The sequence below is a fragment of the Spirosoma areae genome, from assembly GCF_054781775.1.
Genome location: NZ_BAAGTT010000010.1, coordinates 268742 through 292983 on the forward strand (window position 1 = coordinate 268742; position 24242 = coordinate 292983).

At 49.4% G+C, this 24242-nt stretch carries 23 protein-coding genes; 13 read left to right on the plus strand and 10 right to left on the minus strand.

Annotated features, from left to right (window positions below):
• Nucleotides 1-73 precede the first annotated feature (73 nt).
• From ACYVI1_RS04860 to ACYVI1_RS04870, 3 genes are all read left to right on the plus strand, one after another.
• Entirely contained in the window at nucleotides 74-1828 is a 1755-nt protein-coding gene (locus ACYVI1_RS04860) for a hypothetical protein (RefSeq protein WP_460907340.1), read from the plus strand.
• Between the two features lie 116 nt (nucleotides 1829-1944).
• Complete coding sequence (locus tag ACYVI1_RS04865; RefSeq protein ID WP_460907342.1) at nucleotides 1945-4527, plus strand: VWD domain-containing protein; 2583 nt, start codon at nucleotides 1945-1947, stop codon at nucleotides 4525-4527.
• Between the two features lie 139 nt (nucleotides 4528-4666).
• Nucleotides 4667-6379 carry an alpha/beta hydrolase gene (locus ACYVI1_RS04870; protein WP_460907344.1) on the plus strand — a complete coding sequence of 571 codons (1713 nt, stop codon included), beginning with the start codon at nucleotides 4667-4669 and terminating at the stop codon, nucleotides 6377-6379.
• A gap of 52 nt (nucleotides 6380-6431) precedes the next feature.
• Here ACYVI1_RS04870 and ACYVI1_RS04875 read toward each other — a convergent pair whose 3' ends face one another.
• A complete protein-coding gene (locus tag ACYVI1_RS04875; RefSeq protein ID WP_460907346.1) occupies nucleotides 6432-7451 on the minus strand; it encodes an acyl-CoA reductase in 1020 nt (339 codons plus the stop codon).
• Nucleotides 7452-7585: 134 nt separating this feature from the next.
• Here ACYVI1_RS04875 and ACYVI1_RS04880 point away from each other — a divergent pair, with 134 nt between their 5' ends.
• The 3 genes from ACYVI1_RS04880 to ACYVI1_RS04890 all read left to right on the plus strand — a co-directional run bounded on the left by ACYVI1_RS04880 (nucleotide 7586) and on the right by ACYVI1_RS04890 (nucleotide 10855).
• Nucleotides 7586-7936 (plus strand): 4Fe-4S dicluster domain-containing protein, encoded by a 351-nt coding sequence (locus tag ACYVI1_RS04880; RefSeq protein WP_460907348.1) that lies wholly within the window; start codon nucleotides 7586-7588, stop codon nucleotides 7934-7936.
• 353 nt (nucleotides 7937-8289) lie between these two features.
• Nucleotides 8290-9444 (plus strand): porin, encoded by a 1155-nt coding sequence (locus ACYVI1_RS04885; RefSeq protein ID WP_460907350.1) that lies wholly within the window; start codon nucleotides 8290-8292, stop codon nucleotides 9442-9444.
• Nucleotides 9445-9520: 76 nt separating this feature from the next.
• Entirely contained in the window at nucleotides 9521-10855 is a 1335-nt protein-coding gene (locus ACYVI1_RS04890) for an ammonium transporter (protein WP_460907352.1), read from the plus strand.
• Between the two features lie 197 nt (nucleotides 10856-11052).
• Here ACYVI1_RS04890 and ACYVI1_RS04895 read toward each other — a convergent pair whose 3' ends face one another.
• The 5 genes from ACYVI1_RS04895 to ACYVI1_RS04915 form a co-directional block, all read right to left on the minus strand.
• A complete protein-coding gene (locus ACYVI1_RS04895; protein WP_460907354.1) occupies nucleotides 11053-11460 on the minus strand; it encodes a DUF6855 family protein in 408 nt (135 codons plus the stop codon).
• Between the two features lie 14 nt (nucleotides 11461-11474).
• Entirely contained in the window at nucleotides 11475-11837 is a 363-nt protein-coding gene (locus ACYVI1_RS04900) for a DUF1304 domain-containing protein (RefSeq protein ID WP_460907356.1), read from the minus strand.
• Nucleotides 11838-11899: 62 nt separating this feature from the next.
• Nucleotides 11900-12352 carry a GNAT family N-acetyltransferase gene (locus tag ACYVI1_RS04905; protein ID WP_460907358.1) on the minus strand — a complete coding sequence of 151 codons (453 nt, stop codon included), beginning with the start codon at nucleotides 12350-12352 and terminating at the stop codon, nucleotides 11900-11902.
• 128 nt (nucleotides 12353-12480) lie between these two features.
• Nucleotides 12481-15009: an ATP-dependent Clp protease ATP-binding subunit gene (locus tag ACYVI1_RS04910; RefSeq protein ID WP_460907360.1), complete on the minus strand. Its 2529-nt coding sequence runs from the start codon at nucleotides 15007-15009 to the stop codon at nucleotides 12481-12483.
• 66 nt (nucleotides 15010-15075) lie between these two features.
• A complete protein-coding gene (locus tag ACYVI1_RS04915; RefSeq protein ID WP_460907362.1) occupies nucleotides 15076-15642 on the minus strand; it encodes a WbqC family protein in 567 nt (188 codons plus the stop codon).
• A gap of 217 nt (nucleotides 15643-15859) precedes the next feature.
• Between ACYVI1_RS04915 and ACYVI1_RS04920 the strand changes: the two genes are divergently transcribed.
• Nucleotides 15860-16732 carry a lysophospholipid acyltransferase family protein gene (locus ACYVI1_RS04920; protein ID WP_460907364.1) on the plus strand — a complete coding sequence of 291 codons (873 nt, stop codon included), beginning with the start codon at nucleotides 15860-15862 and terminating at the stop codon, nucleotides 16730-16732.
• Between the two features lie 90 nt (nucleotides 16733-16822).
• Here ACYVI1_RS04920 and ACYVI1_RS04925 read toward each other — a convergent pair whose 3' ends face one another.
• Nucleotides 16823-17194: a hypothetical protein gene (locus ACYVI1_RS04925; protein WP_460907366.1), complete on the minus strand. Its 372-nt coding sequence runs from the start codon at nucleotides 17192-17194 to the stop codon at nucleotides 16823-16825.
• A 246-nt stretch (nucleotides 17195-17440) separates the two neighbouring features.
• On the opposite strand from ACYVI1_RS04925, the gene ispG reads away from it, so the two are divergent.
• The 4 genes from ispG (at nucleotide 17441) to ACYVI1_RS04945 (ending at nucleotide 20723) form a co-directional block, all read left to right on the plus strand.
• On the plus strand, nucleotides 17441-19471 hold the full coding sequence (gene ispG, locus ACYVI1_RS04930) for a (E)-4-hydroxy-3-methylbut-2-enyl-diphosphate synthase (protein WP_460907368.1): 2031 nt from the start codon (nucleotides 17441-17443) through the stop codon (nucleotides 19469-19471).
• A gap of 98 nt (nucleotides 19472-19569) precedes the next feature.
• Complete coding sequence (locus tag ACYVI1_RS04935) at nucleotides 19570-19758, plus strand: DUF6728 family protein (RefSeq protein WP_460907370.1); 189 nt, start codon at nucleotides 19570-19572, stop codon at nucleotides 19756-19758.
• Entirely contained in the window at nucleotides 19755-20105 is a 351-nt protein-coding gene (locus ACYVI1_RS04940) for an MmcQ/YjbR family DNA-binding protein (RefSeq protein ID WP_460907372.1), read from the plus strand. Before ACYVI1_RS04935 ends, ACYVI1_RS04940 begins: the two co-directional genes overlap by 4 nt.
• A gap of 66 nt (nucleotides 20106-20171) precedes the next feature.
• A complete protein-coding gene (locus tag ACYVI1_RS04945) occupies nucleotides 20172-20723 on the plus strand; it encodes a tetratricopeptide repeat protein (RefSeq protein WP_460907374.1) in 552 nt (183 codons plus the stop codon).
• An 86-nt stretch (nucleotides 20724-20809) separates the two neighbouring features.
• Here the strand turns inward: ACYVI1_RS04945 and ACYVI1_RS04950 are convergent, their stop codons facing one another.
• Nucleotides 20810-21997, minus strand: coding sequence for a thioredoxin family protein (locus ACYVI1_RS04950; RefSeq protein WP_460907376.1), 1188 nt, complete (start codon nucleotides 21995-21997; stop codon nucleotides 20810-20812).
• Nucleotides 21998-22078: 81 nt separating this feature from the next.
• Entirely contained in the window at nucleotides 22079-22432 is a 354-nt protein-coding gene (gene gldC / locus ACYVI1_RS04955; RefSeq protein ID WP_460907378.1) for a gliding motility protein GldC, read from the minus strand.
• 120 nt (nucleotides 22433-22552) lie between these two features.
• Here gldC and ACYVI1_RS04960 point away from each other — a divergent pair, with 120 nt between their 5' ends.
• Together ACYVI1_RS04960 and ACYVI1_RS04965 are read left to right on the plus strand one after the other, a co-directional pair.
• Nucleotides 22553-22900, plus strand: a complete 348-nt coding sequence (locus tag ACYVI1_RS04960) for an ArsC family reductase (RefSeq protein ID WP_460907380.1) — start codon at nucleotides 22553-22555, stop codon at nucleotides 22898-22900.
• Between the two features lie 29 nt (nucleotides 22901-22929).
• Nucleotides 22930-23331 carry a group III truncated hemoglobin gene (locus ACYVI1_RS04965; RefSeq protein WP_460907382.1) on the plus strand — a complete coding sequence of 134 codons (402 nt, stop codon included), beginning with the start codon at nucleotides 22930-22932 and terminating at the stop codon, nucleotides 23329-23331.
• Between the two features lie 33 nt (nucleotides 23332-23364).
• On the opposite strand, the gene ACYVI1_RS04970 is transcribed toward ACYVI1_RS04965, so the two are convergent.
• Entirely contained in the window at nucleotides 23365-24156 is a 792-nt protein-coding gene (locus ACYVI1_RS04970; RefSeq protein ID WP_460907384.1) for a DUF4197 domain-containing protein, read from the minus strand.
• Nucleotides 24157-24242: the final 86 nt, after the last annotated feature.

The window sequence follows — 24242 nt, forward strand, 5'->3', positions numbered from 1 at the left end:
TCGACTTATTACACGAAGTAACTCACGTCTTTCCATTGCTATACCCTATTGTTTCACAAAAACTATTTACACCATGAAAACTCGATTTTCTTCCCTTTCGCTATTGTTTTTACTGCTCTGTAGCCTGGTAATTGGGCTGCAAAACTGCAGGAAAAATGAACCTGCCCCTACGCCGGCCGTGACCACTCCGCCCGGCTCCGGTACGACCACCACACCGGGAACATCAACGACCACCACACCAGGTACGGGTACGGCCACCGCTACGGCCCCAACCGTCAACTCGGCCACGGCCCCCACCACATCGGGCGTTACCGACACATCGGCTACTATATCGGCGGTGATTGACGCGGGTGGTGGAGCCGACATTTCGCAACACGGGTTTGTCTATAGTAAAACGGTGCAACTGCCTACCCTGGCCGATAGTAAAACGCAGAAGGGTACTACTACTGGCCCCTTTCCGCTGACGATCAGTAGTAGCCTGACAAATCTGGAGGCTACTACAACGTATTATGTGCGAGCGTATGCCACGAATGAGAAAGGGACAAGTTATGGGGCGGTGGGGCAGTTGAAAACAGGAACGGCAGTAGTGCCGCCAGTGATTGGAACAGCCGCCCTCAAAGTAGAAGGAACCACCGTCAAAATTACGGGTTCACAAACCACGTATGGCACAAACCCCTGGCTTCAATATGGGCATTGCTGGAGCAAAACCAATCAGGTACCTACTACCAGTGACAGCAAAACAACCTTCACAGGAGCGGGCAATTTTGTGAGCGATATAACGAATTTAGACCCGAATACGACCTACTATTATCGGGCCTATGTGACTACTTCGGTAGATACATATTATACCACGGCAGCTTCATTTAAAACAGGTGATGTGATTAGTACAGCTTTCACCTATAGCAGCACCGAACTGCTGGCTGGCAACAATACCAATTATGGTACGGTAGATGGGCCTGCCAAATCAGCCTACTTATTTATGTCTTCGGTTGGGGCAGTCTTTCGGCCTACTGAAAATGCATTTTACTTCGCCAATCTTGCCGGAGCACTGCCAGATAAGACCTCTTTTTACACCATAAGGAAATTGGCTAATGACAAAGTAACGACGGTCATTGGGGGCGATAACGGGGTTGTTGGTTCGGGCGGATATGTTAAAGACAAAGATGGTTCTTTTGCCGATGCTCAGCTAAATTTTCCCAGAGGCCTGGCTTTTTCGCCCGATGGCAATACACTCGCCATTGTCGAAGAAGGCAACAAAAAAATCAAAATAGCTACGTTTGGAGACAAGCAGGTTAAAACCTTAAAACTATTAACACCTTTAGGCACCCCTTACTCAGTAGCCGGTGATCCAACCAAAATGCTCTACGTTACTGACCGTGACAGTAAAGCTTATTATGTCCGAAAAATTGACGTAGCAACGGGAAAAGTAACCGATGCCTATACGTCCAGCAGCAGCAGTAAGTTTATCTCGTATCTGACAATTGACAAAAAAGGGAATTTATACTTTTTGGAAAGTTATGATCTAATACGGTTAGCCCCTGATGGTACTAAAACGGTTTTATTTCAGGGGAGTGCTTCATCGGATTATTATGGTTTATCTCTTGATCCGAGCGAACGATACCTTCTTTTTTCGGCAAGTTCCATCAAAGGATTAACCCTTTCTGATTACTATACTGGATTAGCCTACATCGACCTGACAGGGGATTTTAGCAAATTACCCGTAAAAATCACTACGGCCGTTTCGGGGAATAACCTCAATTTTGATTCATCGGGGCAGTATTTGTACTTCACTTCGAATAGAAATATTTTCCGGGCCAACTTGAAGTAGGCAGAAAAGGTAGCCCTGGGCCAAAGTGACTCTCCCGAAGTAACATAAGCTAATTCTTTTTCAATGAGTGAATCTGGGCAAACCTGCCCAGATTCACTCTAATCATCCACAACCACATGAAACGTGTCCCATCCATCCTGCTGTTGGGCTTGCTGTGCCTGCCGGTGGCCTTTGAGGGTTGTAAGCCGAAGTCTGACGAGCCGGTTAGTCCCGGCAACCCAACCGTTAGTACCGAAAAAGATTCCTCTTTTTTCAATACCGTGTATATCGGTTGTACTGAACCCGGTGGTAAAAAGGGAATCGCCCTGCTTTATTTTCGACAGGATAAAGTAAAAGGGCAGTTTCAGCCTATCGACATTTTGGGGGCCGACTATATGCGGTTTACCTATACTACCTACGACGAAATTTTCGCTGCCCTGCAAATAGGTCACTCAGCGGTTATCCGTCAGGACCCAGTGGTTGAAAAGTATAAGGATCCCTCCGGGTTTTGGGAGGATATGTTTAAAAGCAAGAGCGGATTCGTTAAACGGCAATCACTGACTAAGGAACAAGCTATAACCTTAGTAGATCAGAAAAAAATCTTACTTGCTGGACTACCAAATCAGTCAGCCCGGCATAGTTGGGCTAATCGTCTGGCTTCGGTATTAACTGCTATCGTTACCCCTGCTCAGGCCCAGGCAATTGGGCTGGCAACTCCTGAAGTAAGTTGGGGTCATGTTGTGGTCGGTGTTACAATTGGCGCCGGGGCCGTTTTAGGCCGGGCCACAATAATAAATGCTGTTGTACTTGCTGGGGTACCCTTAGCCCCCCTTGTCGCAGGAGTGTTAGTTGTGTCAACCGCAGCAGTCGGCGCGTATATTGTTTTTGGGGCTATTAGAGAAGCACAACAAGGGGCGGTTCAGATACCCGCAGAGAATGCCGCCGGTGCCATTGGTCGGGTATTTTCGGGCGGAAGCACAGGTGGTTCCTCTTCTTCGCACCGTGCTGCCGGTGGTACACGGGCCGATCCGATGATTGCCGGGTTGGATGGTGCTCAAAAATTCCTGCACCCAGCGGGCGAATTCTGGGCAATCCACGCAAAGAATGATGAATTTGCTGCCCAGGTGCGATTCGAGATGGTTGGGCCAATAGAACGGGCGAGGGCTTCTACCACTACTTCGTTAGCGATCCGAACCGGAAAAGATGTTGTCAGTTTCACGGTAAAGCCATTTAAAATTCACGTTAACGGGCAGGAAATCAAGACCGATTTTGACACGCAGCTGTTGCAGGACCGGGCGTTTCTTACCCGAACAGCCATAAACCGATATGCGCTGACAACTACGTATGGCGACCTGATCGAGGTACGGGTGAATCCTAACTTCAATATTTATTGGTATGTGAGGGTGCTGAACGAAAAACGCCGAAACCAGGTCGAGGGGCTGTTAGGTCAGTACAATGGCAATCCCGACGACGATTTTCAGGATAAATCAGGTAAGGTCTATTCAGGTTACAAAGCCCCTGCTAAAGAGTGGTATGGTACGTTCATCAATGACTGGCGCATCCTGCAATCAGAATCTATTTTGGTCTATCCGACTGGCAAAACGACGGAATCCTACACCTTCCGCGACTTTCCCTCACAGCCGCTTTCCCTCTTTGACTTCGATGTAGCCGCCCGTAACAATGCGGAACAAGTCTGCCGGAAGGCAGGCATCATGCAGGAACCGGATTTGTCAGATTGTATGGCCGATGTGCTGGTGACGGGACTGCCCGAAATGGCCGACCAGCAGGCATTGGGTATCCGGCTGAAACTCGAAAAAGCGGCTCTGTTCGGGCGGCAGAGCGAATTTCCGGGTCAGCCGCGCACTGGAGCTATCACGCTGGCCGTTGGTAACCGGATTTTTGCCGGGCTGGGGTCGGGCCAAAGCGACTGGTACGAATATAACTCCACCACCGATACATGGACCAAACGGGGCGATTTTGCCGGTAGCACGAAAGGCATCTACGACACGGCCCCGTTTGTGATTGGCCAGAAAATTTACCTGGCTGGAGGAGTTAATGGGGCTGATGGCAAAGCCGTTAGCTGGCTTTGGGAATACGATGTCCAGACGGATACATGGGCAAAACGGAAGGATGTGCCTGGTACGGCCCGCTTCAACATGGCTGGGTTTGCCGCCGGTGGTAAAGGATACATAGTCTTTGGTGCAACCGGCTGGGGGACACTCGAAACCGATTACCCCGAAAAAAGCGCGACCTATCAGTATGACCCTGCAACCGATGTTTGGACGAAACAGGCTGATTTCCCGGCCAAACCGCGCGGGAATAACGTCAATAACCTGGGGTATAACGGAACCGTCCTGACCATCGACGGTCGTTCGTTCGTGGGCGGTGGCACGGGCAGTGGTACTATCTGGAAGGATTGGTTTGAGTACAGGCCCGCCACCAACACCTGGGAGAAACGGGCTACCGGCAGTAACAGTGATTATTTTCAGTTTTCAATTGGTAACATCGGGTATCGGTTCACGCAGGGTAGTTCTTACCTGGCAATATATGATGCAATCACTGACAAATGGACAGAACAAACGGACGTTTACTTCCCCGGCTCAAGCGTAGATGGGGCTACCAAATGGCCCGCCGTGGTCAATGGCCGGGCGTATTTCGGGCTGGGCAAAGGCACCGGTGGTCTAACCAACGAGTGGTGGAGTTTTGCGCCGGGTCGATAACAAGTACCGCACAGCTATAGCAGGGATGCTTAAGGTGTAAGTTCATTTTTGAGCTTTTTTGCCTGAAACTCACGGGAAATAGGTGCTGATAATAGCCAAGTTTGTATCTTACTGGCTCTATATCAACCTGATTTCTTTTATGAAATACCTGTTACTTCTGCTGCTCAATCTATGTATAACAGCCAGTTTCGCTCAGACTACCTTCTCTGTTTCGTTCCCAACTTCACAAAGCCAGCAACCGCTCGATGGGCGCGTGCTGCTCATTCTGGCAAAAACCAACATACCGGAACCTCGCTCGCAGGTGGGCGACGGGGTTGAAACGGCGCAGCTTTTCGGCGTAGATGTCGAGGGTCTCAAACCCGGCCAATCGGCAACGGTCGATGCCAGCGCGTTTGGCTATCCCAAACGCAGTTTACGCGACCTCTCCCCCGGCGACTATTATGTGCAGGCTGTTCTGCATAAATACGAAACGTTCAAGCGCAAAGACGGGCATACCGTTAAACTGCCCATGGATAGGGGAGAGGGCCAAAACTGGCGCACCGCTCCAGGGAATCTGTTCAGTAAGCCGCAGAAGATCAGCATTAAAGCCGGGGCAAAGCAACCATTTGCTGTCGTACTGGATCAGGTCAACCCACCGATTGAAGAGCCGAAAGACACCAGGTTTATCAAGCATATCAAAATCCAGAGCAAACGCCTGACTGAATTCTGGGGACGACCGATGTACCTCGGCGCCCACGTCCTGATTCCGGCTGGGTTCGACGAACACCCCGAAGCGAAGTATCCACTGTGTTTGTTTCACGGCCATTTTCCCGCTGATTTTGACGGCTTCAGCGAAACCCCACCGCCCGCCAACATGGATACGACCGACTACATTGAGCGGTTTCATATTCGGGGCTATAAAAAAATCGTAGCGCAGGAAGCGTATGATTTCTATAAAAAATGGACGAGCAAAGAGTTTCCCCGAATGCTGTGCGTTGAAATTCAGCATGCGAACCCATATTACGACGATTCTTACGCGGTCAACTCGGAAAACCTCGGTCCCTACGGCGATGCTATTATGTATGAACTCCTGCCCGAAATCGAAAAACGATTTCGCGGGATCGGGCAGGGGTGGGCACGATTTACATACGGAGGCTCAACGGGCGGCTGGGAAGCGTTGGCCGCACAGGTGTTGTATCCCGATGAGTTCAATGGTTGCTTTGCCGCCTGCCCCGACCCAATTGCCTTCGATGCCTACACGGTATTTAACTTGTATAAAGACAAAAACGCCTATTATTCGGAAGGGCCTTTTCGGCGGACACCCCGGCCCGCTCAGCGCAATTACCTCGGTCAGGTGAAATGCACGGTTGAAGAAACGAACCACCGCGAACTGGCTCTCGGTACGCACTCGCGCTCTGGTGACCAGTTCGACATTTGGGAAGCTGTCTACTCGCCCGTTGGCTCAGACGGCTACCCCAAACGAATCTGGAACAAACTCACTGGCCAAATCGACTCAACCGTTGCCAGCTACTGGCGCGAGCATTATGACCTGTTGCACATTCTCCGGCGCGACTGGAAAACCCTCGGCCCGAAAGTGACGGGCAAGATTCACATTTACTGTGGCGATATGGACAATTATTACCTCAACAATGCCGTGTATTTAATGGAAGATTTTCTTCAACACGTTCAGAATCCATCGGCCAGCAGCGAAGTGGCCTATGGCGACCGTGCCGAACATTGCTGGAACGGCGACCCTACGCAACCCAACTACATCAGTCGGCTGCGCTACAACACGATGTATGTTGACAAAATCCTGAAACGCATTGACGCGAATCATCCGGCAGGCGCCGATTTGAAAAGCTGGCGGTATTGAATAATGAATAATGAATAATGAATGATATTGTTTCAGGTCAATAATTCATCATTCATAATTCCGAAAGGAACGCCATCGTATCAACGCCATCGGCAAAATCAGCTAAACCGGGGCGTTGTGCCTGACCAAAGGCGATGCTGCCCGGATACCAGGCCTGCGCCGAAGCGATGACCTGAATCTGACCAGCATGGGTAGTGAGCCAGACGGCAGCATCAGCCTGTGTTCGGTAGGTTTGATAGTATAAAACCGAAATAGGCGAGACCAGTCCGTCATTTTCGGTCAGCAACAGATACCCATTGTCGAGATGTGGAACCGCATTAATCAGATAAATCGACTTATTATAGTCGTAATTATTCTGGTATTTGTGGTTGTCCAAATATAGTTTGGCCTGCGGTTCCAGCGTTCGTAACAACGGAATGAAGTCGTACTCTTCCGGGACAAGTATTGTTGAGACGTTGCGGCATCCCAGCCCATAGTAATCGGAAATGTCGTGGCCAAGCTTCAACAATTCCTCCTCGCCCTCTTCGCCCATCAGCAGCCCAACCGATGTACGATTTTTTCGGATGATACTGGGCTTTTTGGCGAAATAGTACTCAAAATATCGGGCTGTATTGTTACTGCCCGTCGCTATGTATGCATCAGCAGCATTCAGACGCTCGGCTTCTTCAATCAGAGGGCCAAAGGCAGGATTGAACTCCTTTAATTTTTGTATTAAATAGTGGATTAGTACAAAATCCTGACTACTTAACTTAGCCAGCAGTTTATGCCCGCTTACCAGCACAGAGAGTAAATCATGAAAGCCAACCGCCGGAATATTTCCCGCCATCACAACGCCAACGGTTTGGGGTGCATCGGCTTCAGGTCGATACCGGCTTGCCCAGGCGTTCAGTTTATCGGCTGCTAAGTATTCATCGGCAATGGCACGTAAGGCAATCAATGAGTTAGCAGGCGTAAACCAGTTATTTTTGTAGTAGGCGCGTTGAGCGATTTCGTCGAGTTCGGGTTGCACGTTGGCCGAGCGCAGAAAGTCGCCTAAAGCCACGAACGTTTGCAGGCGTTCTGATTGAAGCATGAATTGGATAAACAAATAGAATACACCATCAACTAATGTAATGAAAATTTAGTTTGTCGTCAACCTTTAAATAATTATATTTGTTGTCCAAACTGCGAAGAGCCAATTTTAGCCTATATAAATCAGAACTGCCCATGGCAATCATGATCACCGATGAGTGCATCAATTGTGGTGCCTGCGAACCCGAATGCCCCAACACCGCTATCTACGAAGGTGGCGTTGAATGGACCTGGGGTGGAGGAACCGAACTAACCGAAGTAGACTTTGGCGACGGTACGGTTGTGAGCGGCAAAGACCCTCAGATGCCTGTCTCAAATGAATTTTACTACATCGTTCCCGATAAGTGCACGGAGTGTATGGGTTTTCATGAGGAGCCTCAGTGTGCCGCTGTTTGTCCGGTAGACTGCTGCGTGCCCGATCCGGAACATAAAGAAGAGGAGGAAACGCTGCTGGCTAAAAAAGCCTGGCTACACGCCGAAGCCTAACGATACGGTAAATAAAGTAAGCCACAAGGCCCGATCAGTGAACTGATCGGGCCTTGTGGCTTTATAGCTGGTTTATACTATAAGCATAGTGAATATTTCAGGCTTTGAGTGCCTAATTTGTTTAAGAATAAAATTTGGAAAATTTACGCTAAAGCCAAATATCTTAAAAAATATAATTTATAGATTTTTTAGGTATTTATGACAGATATAATAGAAAAATTTTAATATAATTGCCTGAATAAAGCAAAAAGACATAATTATTTTGGGTTAGCTATTGCGTACAATAATTTATTGAACAAAATTTGCTACGAAATAGAACCACGGTAACATTCGTCTACAACCAAATAAACAATATGAAAAAATCATTTTTACTTATTAGTTCTTTGTTTCTGGGATATGCTGTCCAGGCGCAGGATACTACCACTGTAGCACCGGGAAAATTTACCTTTTCCGGCTATATGGACACTTACTATTTTGGTAATTTCAACAATCCCAAAAGCCAGTCAAACCTGGGATTAAACGGGACCGGAGTGGGCAATGCACGCGCATTTGATCAGAAAGCCGGTCAGTTTGGTATCGGCCTGATTCAGGCGAAAGCAGTTTACAGCGCCAGTAAGGTGGATGCGGTCATGGACCTCACGTTTGGGCCTTACTCTGACCTGGGTAACTACGGCAACTATATTGGCTTTCTGGGACCGGGTTCAACTGCACTGGCTATTAAGCAAGCCTATATTACGTTTAAAGCAACCAGCAAATTATCCTTTACAGCGGGCCAGTTCGGTACTCACATTGGCTATGAAGTAATTGATGCACCGGTTAACTATAACTACTCGCTCTCAAATCTGTTCAACAACGGACCCTTCTATCACATCGGGCTGAAAGCGCAGTATGCCTTCAGCGACCGGGCTTCGTTAATGCTGGGATTGGTGAACAACGTCGATAACCTGTTCGATAACAATAAAAAGAAGGGCCTCATTGGGCAGTTATTCTTTGCACCGGTTTCGGGCTGGAACGTGTATCTGAACGCAATTATGTCGAACGAAGCCTCGAAAGGTGTTGACGGGGTTAGTGCTGACAATGCTAATTACTCGCTGTTCGACCTTACAACGACCTATCAGATTACTCCTAAGTTTTTTCTGGGTCTGAATGCCGCTTCCGGTTCACAAAAAGGCGACTATCAAAATGTTGGCGGCCCGGTAACGTCCAAAAACTGGAGCGGTGTAGCTCTTTATACCAACTATGCCTTCACCGACAAGTTTGGCTTAGGTGCCCGTTACGAGGTATTTGATAACAAGAATGGTGTTCGGGCGTTGACCGATGCCGCTGGTAACGGAGCGAGCGTTAATTCCATCACCATAACGGGCAACATCACGGCTGCCGATGGCCACTTATTGTTCAAACCTGAACTACGCATTGACAGCTATTCAGCCAATAAATTCGAGAAAAATGATGGTAAGCTAACGCCATCGCAGGCTACGCTCGGTATGGCGGCTATCTTTAAATTCTAATCCACACTCAGTTCAACCCCCGTCTTCTTAACCAGATTTCCTAATCTTTTAGTACAACAAAAACCCCTCAAGTTTTATGCAGAAGCCTAATTACATCCCTCTGATTCTGTTGCTGGTTGTTGCCATACTTGGCGTACTACCTGGTTTCAACGGTGTTCCGACACAAATTGTGACGGAAGGTATCAATTCCGGCGATACCGCCTGGATGCTGGTTGCCACTGCTTTAGTTCTTTTAATGACGCCCGGTCTGGCGTACTTCTACGGTGGAATGGTGAACAACAAAAATGTGATTTCGACCATGCTGCAAAGTTTTGTGGCGATGGGTGTTATCAGTATTTTGTGGGTTGTTGTTGGGTACAGTTTAGCGTTTGGTTCAACGGTTGGCGGATTTGTTGGTAATCCTATGGACCATTTTATGTTCAAGGGTGTGCTGGACGGTAAGCCCTGGTCGCTGGCGCCAACCATTCCGCTGGTCGTGTTTGCCTTCTTTCAACTCAAGTTTGCCGTTATTACGCCTGCCCTCGTAACAGGTTCAATGGCCGAGCGCATTAACTTCCGGTCGTATGTGCTGTTTATGATTCTGTTCAGTCTGTTCGTATATGCGCCATTAGCGCACATGACCTGGCATCCAGACGGTATCCTGTTCAAGCGGGGTGTGCTCGACTTTGCTGGTGGCACAGTTGTTCACATGTCGGCGGGCTGGGCCGCTTTAGCAGGCGCGTTGTACCTGAAACGCCGGCGTTCGCACCTCGAAGCCAGTTATTTTCCACCAGCAAACATTCCGTTTGTGCTACTGGGTACGGGTCTGCTGTGGTTCGGCTGGTTTGGTTTTAACGCAGGTTCGGCGGTAGGGGCTTCAGCATTAGCGGCTTCGGCGTTCGCTACGACGAACACGGCGGCTGCCTCGGCGGGCCTGGCCTGGGTGCTGTTCGATGCGGCCAAAGGCAAGAAAGTATCGGCGCTTGGTTTTTGTATCGGCGCCGTAGTCGGGCTGGTGGCTATCACGCCGGCTGCCGGTTTTGTAACGATTCCAACGGCTATTTTCATCGGTACGGTTGGCGCTATGATTTCAAACTACGTAGCTCACCTGCGCTCGAAATCGACGCTGGACGATACTTTAGACGTGTTCCCCTGCCACGGTGTTGGCGGTATGGTCGGTTTGGTCATGACGGGGATTTTTGCCAGCAAAAGTGTGAACTCAGCCGTAGCTATTGAAGGATTGGCCTTTGGCGAAACAGGGCTGTTTGTCGAGCACATGATTGCGCTGGTGGGTGTGTCGGCCTTTGCCTTCGGTATGTCGTTCCTGCTGCTGAAAGTGACGGATTTGATTCTGCCACTGCGCGTAACCGAAGAAGATGAGAAAACGGGTCTGGACGTAAGCCAGCACGACGAGTTCCTGATTGAAGCATAGTTTCAAATGAAACATGGATAATGCTCTGGGAAAGTACCAGTCAGTATGCCTGTTTCATTATACATTATTCATTAAAAATCAGCAGAGCCACAGGCACCTGTCTGGCTACAATGTCTGGCAGCTTTATCTGTGGTTTTGTTGTACTCATGGAGCCGTTCCCGCTTGGGAGCGGTCTCCTGTTTTTTTAGAGGTATCGTTTATAACGCTCTCATGCGATTATTTTTGGGATTATGCTCAACTTCGGCCAGCCCCAGGACTTCCAGCAACGGGGGTAAATACATACCCAGCCGGCCCCGCAACCCCTTTTTTAAGCCATACCAGCCACCTGCTGGATTTCCAGGTGTTCGTCCCCAGGCTTCAACCGTTCCTTCTTTAGCGGGTTTTTGTTCATCAGCAGCGCCAAGTTCCATCCAGTCGCCGTGTTGTTTTAACATAGTGTGCAAATCGGTGATACAGCGATAGTTATAGTGCAGAACAGTCTTCCCGACTACGCAGACTAAAATGTCATTAGCGTCTTTTTCATCTTTATACATGACATAGTCCGATGTGCCGGATGGCGTTTTAAGTTGCCAGGGATTTTCTTTTGTTCCTGTTTCTTGTATCATAAGGAGTGTTGTGTTTAAGCGAACAAAACAACTAACAAGGCCAGAATTGCCGGGAGCGCCTGAACATAAAAGATAGACTTCTGCGCTGTTAGCGCCCCAAAAATACCGGCCACAATAACGCATCCTAAAAAGAAACAGGCTATATTCCGGCTCCAGACAGTGTCCTCAATGAGCAGCGACCAGATCAGACCGGCGGCTAAAAAACCATTGTATAACCCCTGATTGGCCGCCAGCGACTTGGTTGGCTCAAATAGATCAGGCGGAAATGATCGAAACGTTTTACGGCCCTGGGTTGTCCAGGCGAACATTTCCAGCCATAAAATGTAGATGTGTTCGATGGCGACAAGGCCAATGAGCAAACGAGCGACTAATTGCATAGTTTTAACGTATAGTGTGCACTACTTGGTTGATTGCGCTAAGATACAATTAGTTGCTTACCCTAAAAATGAAATTTCGTGCCTTCGTGTGAAGCCACGAATCCAAGCCTCTCATAAAAATGGACGGCTTCGGGTCGCTGTTTATCCGTAGTTAGTTGTATTAAATGGGCCTTTCGCTCCTTCGCTCTGTTGATTGCCCACTCAACCATTTTTTGCCCAACACCCTCGCCACGCTGGTCTTTTCTAATCCGAACGGCCTCAATTTGTGCCCGAATGCCGCCCTGATATGTGAGGTATTGAATAAAACTCAATTGTAGTGTTCCAATTAATTGGTTCTGCTCATTCTCAAGCACTATTAACTCCTGATTTGGATCAGCATTGATCTTCGTAAATGCGTCATAGTACATTTCAGGTAGAGGGTCGCTATAGGCTTCCCTTAGTTGACCAAGTTTATCATCGGCCATCATCTGTATAATCAATGGAAGATCTTTTCTAATAGCTTTTCTGAATTTCATTTCATGTCGTGTAAGACCGATACTAATGGATCGTTGCTTAATATAAGGAGATAGATACAGGTATAAAAAAAGCCGAACGTTTCCGTTCGGCTTTTTTGTTTGATAACCTCAGCTAACTGTACGACTTCTTACTCCACAACGGCTTCGGGCTTTTTCACTGTGATCGTCAGCGTTTCGCCTTCGCCGGAATAGTCGGCCATAATTACGTCCCCTTCTTTCAGTTCCCCTTTCAGAATTTCTTCGGCAACGGGGTCTTCAAGATAACGCTGGATAGCACGGCTCAACGGGCGGGCACCATACTGCGGGTCATACCCTTTTTCTGCCAGGAAATCTTTCGACTTCTCCGTCAGTTCGACTTTGTATCCGAGGTTGGTTACGCGGCCCAGCAATTTACCCAGCATCAGGTCGATGATTTTGTGAATATCTTCGCGCAGGAGCGAGTTGAACACAATCACATCGTCCAAACGATTCAGGAATTCCGGCGAGAACGCTTTCCGAAGGGCGCTCTGAATTGTGCTCTTCATCAGATCATCCTGAGTCTCGGGTGTTTTTTTGGTGGCAAAACCAATACCGGCACCGAAGTCTTTTAGGTCACGAACCCCGATGTTTGAGGTCATGATGATGATCGTGTTGCGGAAATCCACCCGGCGGCCTAAGCCATCGGTCAGGATGCCATCATCGAGTACCTGCAGCAGAATGTTGAAGACATCCGGGTGCGCTTTCTCGATTTCATCCAGCAGCACAACGCTGTAAGGCTTACGGCGAATTTTTTCCGTTAACTGACCACCTTCTTCGTAGCCAACGTAGCCCGGAGGGGCACCAACTAACCGGCTGACGCTGAACTTCTCCATGTATTCCGACATGTCGATTCGCACCAGCGCATCGTCTTTATCGAAGAGGTAAGTTGCCAGTACTTTGGCTAATTCGGTCTTGCCTACACCCGTGGGGCCGAGGAAGATAAACGAACCAATTGGTTTTTTGGGGTCTTTCAGGCCAACGCGCGTCCGCTGAATGGCTTTCACCAACTTGTCGATGGCCGACTGCTGACCAATAACCCGGCCTTTCAGTTCCTCGCCCATGTTGATGAGTTTCTTGCCCTCGTCGTTCGACACGCTCGTAACGGGAATGCCCGTCATCATCGCCACCACTTCAGCTACGTTCTCTTCGTTGACCGTATAGCGACGCTTCTTGGTATCTTCTTCCCAGAGTTGTTTAGCGCGGTCAAGCTGATCGATCAGGCGTTTTTCCTTATCGCGTAATTGAGCAGCTTCTTCGTACTTCTGACTCTTAACAACCTGGTTTTTCTCCTTCTTGATATTCTCAATCTGCTCTTCAAGTTTCAGAATATCTTCGGGAACCGTGATGTTTGAGATGTGTACGCGGGCGCCCACTTCGTCCATCACGTCGATGGCTTTGTCGGGCAGAAACCGGTCCGATATATACCGTTCCGACAACTTTACCGCAGCGTCGATAGCTTCTTTGGTGTAGTTAACGTGGTGGTGATCTTCGTATTTATCCTTGATGTTGTTCAGAATTTCGATGGTTTCGTCAATCGACGTGGCGTCGACCATAACCATTTGAAAACGACGGGCCAGGGCGCCATCTTTCTCAATATACTGCCGGTATTCGTCGAGGGTTGTCGCACCTATGCATTGAATGTCGCCCCGAGCCAGCGCCGGTTTGAACATGTTCGATGCGTCGAGCGAACCTGATGCACCGCCCGCCCCCACGATGGTGTGAAGTTCGTCGATGAACAGAATGACCTCCGGCGATTTTTCCAGCTCGTTCATAACGGCCTTCATCCGCTCTTCAAACTGACCCCGGTATTTTGTACCGGCCACCAGCGACGCCAGATCGAGCGTAACGACGCGCTTGCCGAACAGCACCCGCGAGACTTTTTTCTGCACGATTCGCAGGGCCAGCCCTTCGGCGATAGCGGTTTTGCCCACACCCGGCTCACCAATCAGAATGGGGTTGTTTTTCTTCCGGCGGCTTAGAATCTGCGCCACGCGTTCGATTTCTTTCTCGCGCCCAACAATGGGGTCGAGTTTGCCGACTTCGGCGAGCTTAGTGAGGTCGCGGCCAAAGTTGTCCAGGACTGGTGTCCGCGATTTTTCAGAACCTTTGGGGTCTTTACCCGAACTGGAACTGCTGCCACCAAACATACCCCGGTCGTTATCGTCATCGTCGGTATCGCTCGCCATTGTGGGGCTGCTTCCCGTAGATTGATATTCCAGCATCTCTTTAATGACTTCGTAATTAACATTAAACTTATTGAGAATCTGCGTGGCGACATTGTCTTCATCACGCAGAATCGACAGTAACAGGTGCTCCGTACCAATGAGCGGGCTTTTGAAGATCTTAGCTTCCAAATAGGTGATCTTCAGCGTCTTTTCCGACTGACGGGTCAGCGGAATATTCGCCAGATTTTTCACGTTATTGGTCGCCGTTCCTTTCGTTGCCTGTTCAATAGTGACCCGGAGTTCATCGAGCGAGATGCCCAGTTTCTTGAGCAACCCGACCGCTACACCCTCACCTTCACGAATCATACCCAGCAACAGGTGTTCTGTGCCAATGTAATCGTGGCCTAAGCGTAAGGCTTCTTCCCGACTGAGCGTGATGACTTCCTTGACGCGGTTTGAGAATTTTGCTTCCATTCGTTTTAGGGTCTCCTTAGGTAAGCCTGACCTATACTGGCCTAACGAAGAGTTTTAAGGATTTGTTCACTCCCGAAGACCAGTCAGCAACACGTCCGAAGCGGCCGGTCCCTGGCAGAACAACAGGTCTATTATACTTAAATTTGGCTCAAAATTCTCGCCAAAATTTTGTTGATAGGGTGTGGGCTGGTGGAATACATACGATTCCTTTCTATTCCGTGGATTCAATACTGACCGAGCGTCATATAGGCCGACTGACGGGGTTCGTTCGTACCATTCTGTCAGGTTCAGTACTACCGTTATTCGCAATAGTTTCAGACAAATTGTCAGCAACTCGTAATTTAAATCGAACAAAAACGTCCAGTTTTTTCGGTACAAGGGCTCGACATCGGGCGCGTAGTACTCAAAAAACGGCGCTTTCCCGTAAGCTGCCTGCAGGCATCGCCAATGGTGGGCCTGCCAGAGCCGGTCGGTAGCCACCCGCAGATCCCGAATCGGCTGATGGTGCGTTCCCTGTTGCACGGGTACAGTCAGGGTATCGACCTTATTCGCCGTCCGAACGTAGCAGCGATTTCTGTAACTTTGCTTCTGATAATGCTCCTGAGCCTCTATATGAATTCGCCCGAACTGCATAATCCCTGAGATATAGTCTAAACAGGGTAAATAATGCAGGTCTATGAGTAAATCTGTATAATGAGACGCTGGTTGGTATTTTTCCAATAAGTCAAAATTGTATCCGTTCACAAATAAAGCAAAAAATCAATACCATCAATTGATTTTATAAATTTAATTTTAGGCCATCGCCCGACAAAACATCGGTTTTGTTTGATAAGGGCCTATCTGTTCCTGAATGATAGTCTTTCGCTTGCTGTCGAGATTGCCACTGGGCTTACTATACGCCCTGGCCGATTTCTTGTACTTTTTATTGCTTTATGTGGTGCGGTACCGCCGACAGGTCATTCTGGAGAACTTGAGACTTTCGTTTCCTGAGAAGTCACCCGCCGATATCGGGCTGATTGCCAAAGGGTTCTATCGAAATTTTGCGGACTTAATCGTTGAAGTTATCAAACTGCCCAGTTTCGCCCCGGCCGAGATTCAGCAGCGCGTTACGTTCCCAAACATCAGACTGATTCAGGATAGAATCAAAGCTGGAGAAACCATTGTTGGTATGAGTTCGCATCAGGGAAACTGGGAGTGGGTTCCGGGGTCGCTGGTCCTGAATGATATGCCGGTCGATAGTATCTACAAACCCCTGACAAATTCATTTTTCGAGGAATTGGTACGGCACATTCGGTCAAGTTTTGGCGCTGCTCCCGTACCTATGAACACCCTGCCCCGCCACATGGTTGCCCGCAGGCACGTTCCCCGCATTATTGGATTGGTAGCCGATCAGGTTCCCGATGTGCCGGAGCAGGCGTACTGGACGGATTTTCTACACCGCGACTCACCCTTTTATCCGGGCGCCGAACGGCTGGCTCGCAGCCGGAAATTAGCCGTTTTTTATTTCGATATTGTGCGGGTGCGCCGGGGCTATTATGAAGTAACATTCAGGCTTGTTGCCGATCCGCCTTATGCCGACCTGCCTTTGGGCGCTATCATGGAACGCTACCGCGACCTGCTCGAAGATACCATCCGGGCCAATCCGTCCGACTGGTTATGGTCTCACAAACGGTGGAAACACTGGCGGGGCAAGTACGCGAAGGTTGAGGCCAAATTGGAGTAGGTAAATCCATACCGGTTTAAAACCCGGCACAATGTTTTTGACCGACTGCGTCGGGTTTTAAACCGGTATGGTATAGTCGCAGACTATGAATCACAACGAGTCCCGACGGGCTTTCTGTGCCCGCGACGAATCGCGGTTGGCTTTGATTTTGTCGGCTTCGGTAACAATTGCGTTCTCGGCTTTGTCTAATCCTTTATTAACAGCTTCGCCTGTTTTCCGGGCACCTTTTTCAACAGCCTCACCCGCAACTTTCGCTTTTCGCTTGGCTCCCTGGCCTGCCTCTGAAGCGGCATCGCCTACATTCTGACCCGCATTTTTGAGGTCTTCTTTGACGCGGGCTTTGCGCTCGGCACGCTCCTGCCGACGCATTTCTTTTTTACTCATGGTCGTTACATCCTGGGCATAAGCGCCGGCAGTAAGTAAAAAAGTAAGCGCAAAAACAGCTAATAGGTTGGTTTTCATGACGTTGTTAGCTACAGGTTGTGAATTTGTTTACAGTACTCACCGATTTTAACCTCATTACACTGTTTATTGTTTTTAGTTTTCGGCCTAACGGCTTCATTGTCAAGCTATAAATCAATAGCAATTGAATGGCCAACAAGCGAACATTTAGCGTGAACCTAACGTTTTCCAGGTGAACAGGCAAGAAACCGAAAAACTGCTTTTTCTGTACCTTTGCCTGTGTCAAACGGCCCTGCCGCTACTTGTATGCCCGATTCGCTGCTTTCTCCTTTCTTATTCGTCGAGACCGGTACGCCGGAGCGGCCTGATTCTCCTGTTCTCTATACGCCTTCGCTGACGCAGTACATTCGCCGGAAAACCATCACAGTCAACATTGGCGATGTGCCACTGGGGTCCGACTATCCAATCCGGGTGCAGTCGATGACAACCATTGACACAATGGATACGGCCGGCTCGGTGGAACAAAGCATTCGCATGATTGAGGCCGGGTGCGAGTACATTCGCATTACAGCCCCGAGCGTGAAGGAAGCGCAGAATCTGGAAAATATTCGGAAAGAATTGCGGGCACGCGGCTACACAACACCGCTTGTGGCAGATATTCACTTCACGCCCAATGCGGCTGAACTGGCCGCCCGGATTGTCGAGAAAGTTCGCATCAATCCCGGTAATTACGCCGACCGCAAACGCTTTGAGTTCATCGACTATACTGATGCCGCCTATGCTGCCGAACTGGAGCGGATTCGGGCGAAGTTTCTCCCACTGGTGCACATCTGTAAAGAATACGGTACGGCCATGCGAATTGGCACTAACCACGGCTCTCTGTCCGACCGGATTCTGAGCCGCTACGGCGACACACCCGTTGGTATGGTCGAGTCGGCGCTGGAGTTTTTGCGGATTTGCGAAGATGAGCACTATTACAACATTGTTCTCTCGATGAAATCGAGCAATCCGCAGGTGATGGTGCAGGCGTATCGGCTGTTGGTGCAACGCTTAGACGAAGAAGGCTTGAAGCCGTATCCGCTGCATTTGGGCGTAACCGAAGCGGGCGAAGCCGAAGACGGACGCATAAAATCAGCGTTGGGCATTGGCACCCTGCTCGAAGATGGCATCGGCGATACGGTCCGCGTTTCGCTCACTGAAGAACCCGAACGGGAAGCTCCGGTGGCGCAGGCCCTGATTGACCGTTATACAAACCGATCGATTGCGAGTGCGTCAATTCCTGCGATTACGACATACCCCATCAATCCGTTTCAGTACGCCCGGCGAGCTACACACGAGGTTATCAATTTTGGTGGTCAGAACGTGCCGCGGGTACTTGCTGATTTCAGTCAGGTGCCGGTTACAGAGCATAGCGTTTTACATCCGGTTGGTCATTTTTACCTGCCCGAACCGGATAAGTGGCGGATGAACGACCTCGGCGCTGACTATATCTATACGGGTTCGCACCCGGCGGAATTCATGTTACCCAATGGCCTGAAGCAGATTTTGGACTATGCCGTCTGGAAAACCGTTTCCGATCAGGCCAACACGTTTCCGCTGTTAGCTGCCAATGCGTATTTAATAGCTCGTTCGGCATCTGACCAACTCCATAGCCGATTGACTTTCGTTCGGGTATCGCTTCCCGAAGTATCCGATGAGTTATTGGCTACCCTGCAAACCGACAAAACAGTTGTGTTGCTCATGTCGACGGCCAATGCTCACGCTATGCCCGAACTGCGCCGACTGTTTGTTGAGCTGCTAAGTCGTGGCCTGACAATACCCGTTGTCATCCAGCGTGGCTACGCAACTGTACCCGACGAAGATGTTCCGCTCTATGCCGCTACCGATGTAGGTGGTTTGTTGATTGATGGGCTGGGCGATGGCATTATGCTGTCGGCCCCTGACAAACCGGAAATCAATCAGTTAAAAGCACTAAACAACCTGGCATTTGGCATTTTGCAGGCGGCACGAACGCGGATTACCAAAACGGAGTATATATCCTGTCCGTCGTGTGGACGAACGCTGTTCGATTTGCAGGAAACAACGGCTCATATTCGTCAGCGCACCGACCATTTGAAAGGGGTTAAAATCGGGATTATGGGCTGTATCGTCAATGGGCCGGGCGAAATGGCCGATGCCGACTATGGGTATGTGGGCATTGGCCGCGACAAGATTGCCCTGTACCGTGGGCAGCAGGTGATCAAGAAATCGGTTCCTGCTGACCGAGCCGTCGATGAACTTATTGAACTCATCCGCGAAGACAATCGCTGGATTGAGCCAGGTTTGGTGAATGTATAATGAAGAATGTAAAATGTATGATGGACACTGATTACTATTTTACGGACGCACGTTATCTATTATTCATTCTTTCAGTATACATTATACATTAATCACTCGTGAACAAATTCATTGATTACCTTAAAATTGGCCCTGTGTTCGCGTATTTTTTTCGCGTATTTCGCAAGCCGGATCCCAATCACCCGACCAATGTAAATCTGCGGATGATGCACGGCATCAACCGGATTTCGATCGTGATGTTTCTATTTGCCATACTCGTTTACACCGTTCGCCACTGCACCCGATGAACACCGAGACGTTACGCGACTATTGCATGGCCAAACCGCACGTCACCGAATCGTTTCCGTTTGGTGGGAGCGCACTGGTATTTAAGGTTGGTGGGAAGATGTTTGCCCTGTTAGACACCGAAAGCCGCCCGACGTCTATTAACCTGAAGTGTGACCCGGAGCGGGCCGTGCAACTGCGGGAAGAACATACTGCCGTAACACCAGGTTACCACATGAATAAAACGCACTGGAACACAGTAACTATTGATGGGAGTGTGCGAAGTTCAGCCGTTCAGGAGTGGATTGATCATTCGTATGAACTCGTCCGGAAAAGTTTGCCCAAGGCTGCTCAGGCACAATTAATCTGAGCAGAAAGCTTGACCAAAAAGCCAGAAACGTTTAAATTCGCAAGGTTAGAAAACAGACTGAGAGATATGGAGGTTGTGCTGATAAGTCTGCTTTTTGGAGTTTATCTCACCATTCGGTATTATTTGGTGGACCACGATACCGTTGCCGATAAAGACCGAAAAAAGCTTCGGAAAGGAATTGATTTAGTCAATAACCGTCTCTTCATCGAAGCGCACCATTATTTCGACGAGGCCGTTCGGCAATATCCCAAATCAGCCATTGCCTATGCCTATCGGGGCAAGTGTCAACTCGTTCAGGAAAACTATTTCTCGGCGATTTATGATTTGACCCAAGCTATTAATCGTGATAACACGCTGGCCGACTGCTATTTAGATCGGGGAATTGCGTATTACAATACGAACGAATTTCAGCAGGCGTTTCGGGAGTTCGATAAAGCGGTCTGGCATTTCCGGGATGAAAAGCCCGATGCGTATCGCTGGCGTGCATTAGCCCGTATTCAGGTACGGCAACTTCCCCAGGCCGAGAACGATCTCCGCCGGGCCGTTTCTCTCGGCGACGAAAATGCGTTTCACCTCCTGCTTCAGCCGCCGTTTACCCGGCCAGTATTTCAAAAATAAGTTTGAAGTTTATAGTTTGAGGTTTGTAGTTGGCTGACCGCAACGGCGGACCGTGCGAAAGCAACTATTCGTCAGCAAACTACAAATTATTTCAGTTTCCCCATCTGCTCCACATTCCGGCGGGTGTCTAATCGGCTGGCCTGCGCCAGTTCCATTGATTTTTGGGCGGCTCTCTGGGCGTCGTTGGTTTTGCCATCCCGGCGGTAGGCTTCAGCTAGTTCAAAATATAGATCAGCCTGATCTTTTGGAGCGGGTTTCAACGCGAGTCCTTTATTTACCCACTTCACTACGGTAGGTGCATCTACGGCATCGGGGCTGCTGCGGTTGAAAAGCCGCGAAATATAGAGGTATTCAGGTACCGTTAATTGATTGGCGTTCACCTGATTATCCATTCGTTCGACGGCTTTGGCCGTTTGCCGGGCGCGAAAATACGCATTCACTTCGGGCAGCAGCGTCCGATTGGCCGCCACTTTCTGGTCGATGCCAATTTTGGCTAAATCCTGCCGGACCTGTAAAATTTTGGCCACCGGAAACTGTGCGCCCCGGCCGCTAAAGAGCGATGACATCAGAATGTTTTCAGCCACTTGCTGAGTTGGCTCCGCGCCATACGCTTTACGATAGGTCTCCAGATGACCCAGCATGTACTGAAACATGGGATTCTCGAAATCCAGCACCAATTTTTGCAGCGCCAGCCAGTTGGTCTGGTTTGCATACATAGCAGGCGACTGCTGACGGGCGTACTCGTTCATGGCTGCTATGTTGGCAACGGTGTCTTTGGTAATGCGACCAAACATGGCATAATCGATCAGGAAATTTGCCGACCGTTCGCCCTGCTGGTAGCGGGCTTTCATGGTCTGACTCCGAACCTGCGGATTGAGTGCATTCGTGCCGTGCCGGATTACCTCGTCGGTTGAGTTGTTGCTCATGGCGAAGTGAATCAGGTTCCGTTGCGGGTCGAAATAGAGAAACAGCGGCAGCGAGGGCACGTATAACCGACGGCTATCCAGAAATGCCCGCGTTGCCGGTTGAGCAATGTCTATTTTAGTGCTTAGGAACTTAGCGTTGTAGAATTTGCCAACCCGGCTGTCGGCCAGTGTTGGTATGAAACTCTGACACGTATGGCAAGTAGGCGAGTAAATTTCGATAAATACCGGTTTGCCAGCCCGGCGAGCCTCCTGAAACACGTTCTCAACCGACGTTTCCTTAAACTGAATTCCCCCTTTTTGAGCGAGGGTTATGTTTGCTACAAAAAGCAGCAAGAGAATCTTTTTCATAAACTAAAGTCGATGGATATACGGGCATCAGCAAATTAACGGCCAATCTGATGGTGTGGTATTAGTCAACTACCCAGGCACTTATTGTTGCTGCTGCTTTTGCTGGTTGATTTCCACTTCGAGTCGCTTGCTCAACACGCTGCAGGTATTTTCAATGTCGGCGGCCATGTGCTTATCACCCGTTGCGTTTATGGCCGTATCGGCAAGGCCGCTCATCATCTCAATCAGGAAGCGTTTCATGTCTACCACGTCCATGTCTTTCGTCCAGAGGTCAATTTTAAGCGTGCTGTTGTGGTAGTGATCCCAGATTGAAACAGCAATGGCCCGCGTATCGCTCAGGCCTTCGTTCGGGTTTTCGGTAGCGTCCCAGTAGATTTTTTCGGGAATATTCTGATTATCTAACTCGACCGAAAAATGAATATCTGATTTTTTCATAGACACAAAAATACGGAACGCGGGTGGAAATCTGCTCCCCTAAAATTACCGGGCCAGTAATCCTTTCTCAAATTGACAAGACAAATTCTCTGTACTTTCGCGCTAAAGCAACCCAACATCATGTACACTTTATACGGCATTCCCAACTGCGATACCATGAAAAAAGCCCGTGTCTGGCTGGCCGACCATCAGGTTGATTATCATTTCTATGACTATAAAAAACAGGGTATTGATCGGAAAACGATTGAACACTGGCTCACCCAAAAGCCCTGGGCGGACTTAGTCAATCGGGCGGGCATGACCTGGCGGCAACTACCCGATGCCGAAAAACCTACCGATGCCGAAGGGGCCCTTGCCCTGATGCTCGAAAGGCCGTCCGTAATTCGGCGGCCATTAATTGAAGCAAACGGCAACATTGTGGCGTTGGGGTTTAAACCTGAGCAGTATGCCGAAACGTTTTCGGTATGATTTGCCGTTCTTTAGGTAAACCCATTGCCATGTTAAAGAGAACGCTCGATTCGCCGGAAGCTGTCCGATTTCTGGTGGACTCGTTTTACGGGAAAGTGCAGGCCGACCCGCTCATTGGTCCCATTTTTACGGATGTAGCGCAGGTTGACTGGTCGAAGCACCTGCCCAAAATGTACGCCTTCTGGGAAACAATCATTCTGGGAAACAATGCTTACGATGGGCATCCATTTCACCCGCATCTGCTTGTCAACCAAAAACATACCCTTACCAGCGACCATTTTGAGTGTTGGCTACAGTTGTTTTCCGAAACGCTCACCGAGAAGTTTATCGGCGAAACCGCCGAGCAGGTGCGGCAGCGAGCGACTCAAATTGCGCTGGTCTGGAACAACAAGCTGGAGTACATCAACAACGATTCGTTTATGGAGAGGTGAACGAGAGCAGCGCGGGTTTCCACCCGCGCTGCTTTACCGGCTTCCAAATACCCGTTTCAATATATCAGATACCCGTGCGGCAGGATTTTCGCGAATTTTCTTTTCTTCCTGCGCTACCAGAATAAATAGTCCGTCAACGGCCTTGCCGGTCGCGTACTCGGTTAGGTTTGGGTTCACTTTCTGCACAAACGGCAGTTGGTTGTAGGTATTCACCAGCGAACTGTAATAGCGCGTTGCGTTATTCTTCTTCAGGGTACTGTCAATAATCGGCGTAAACTCACTCACCAACTGCTGGCCCGACGTCCGGCGTAGGTACTGGGTGGCGGCATCATTCTGGCCCCGTAAAATTCCTACCGCATCCTGAATACTCATCGACGTGATGGCCTTCACAAACACGGGTGCGGCTTTTTTAGCCGCATCTTCGGCGGCCCGATTGAGCGACAGCTCAAACTGATCGACCTGCTTGGTAAACCCTAATTGCCGAAGTTTGCTGGCCACCTTCTGGGCTTCGGGCGGAAAAGCGATTTTCAGCAAGGGGTTTTTAAAATACCCATCTAGCTTCGATGCCTGGGTAGCGCCGTTGCTGGCGCCAATACGCAGGGCTTCGCGCAGACCTGTGGCAATATCGCTGTTGCTCAAACTGCCAAATGTGCCGGCAGAGGGTTGCGTTACGGCTTCCAGTATTTTACCAAAAATACTCCCGCCCGATGGCTTCTGAGGGGGAGTTGCCGTTGTGGTTGTATCCCGGCGGGTGGAGTCCTGGGCGAAACTGGTGGTGCTGATAGCCAGGGCCAGCAAGGCGGCAGTAAGAACTTTTTTCTTCATCGTCAAATTAATCAGGTTGCCATGTCATAACGGTCAATGGCCCTAAATCGTTTTTTCGTACTTTTGACCGCTTTCCAAAGTAAAGG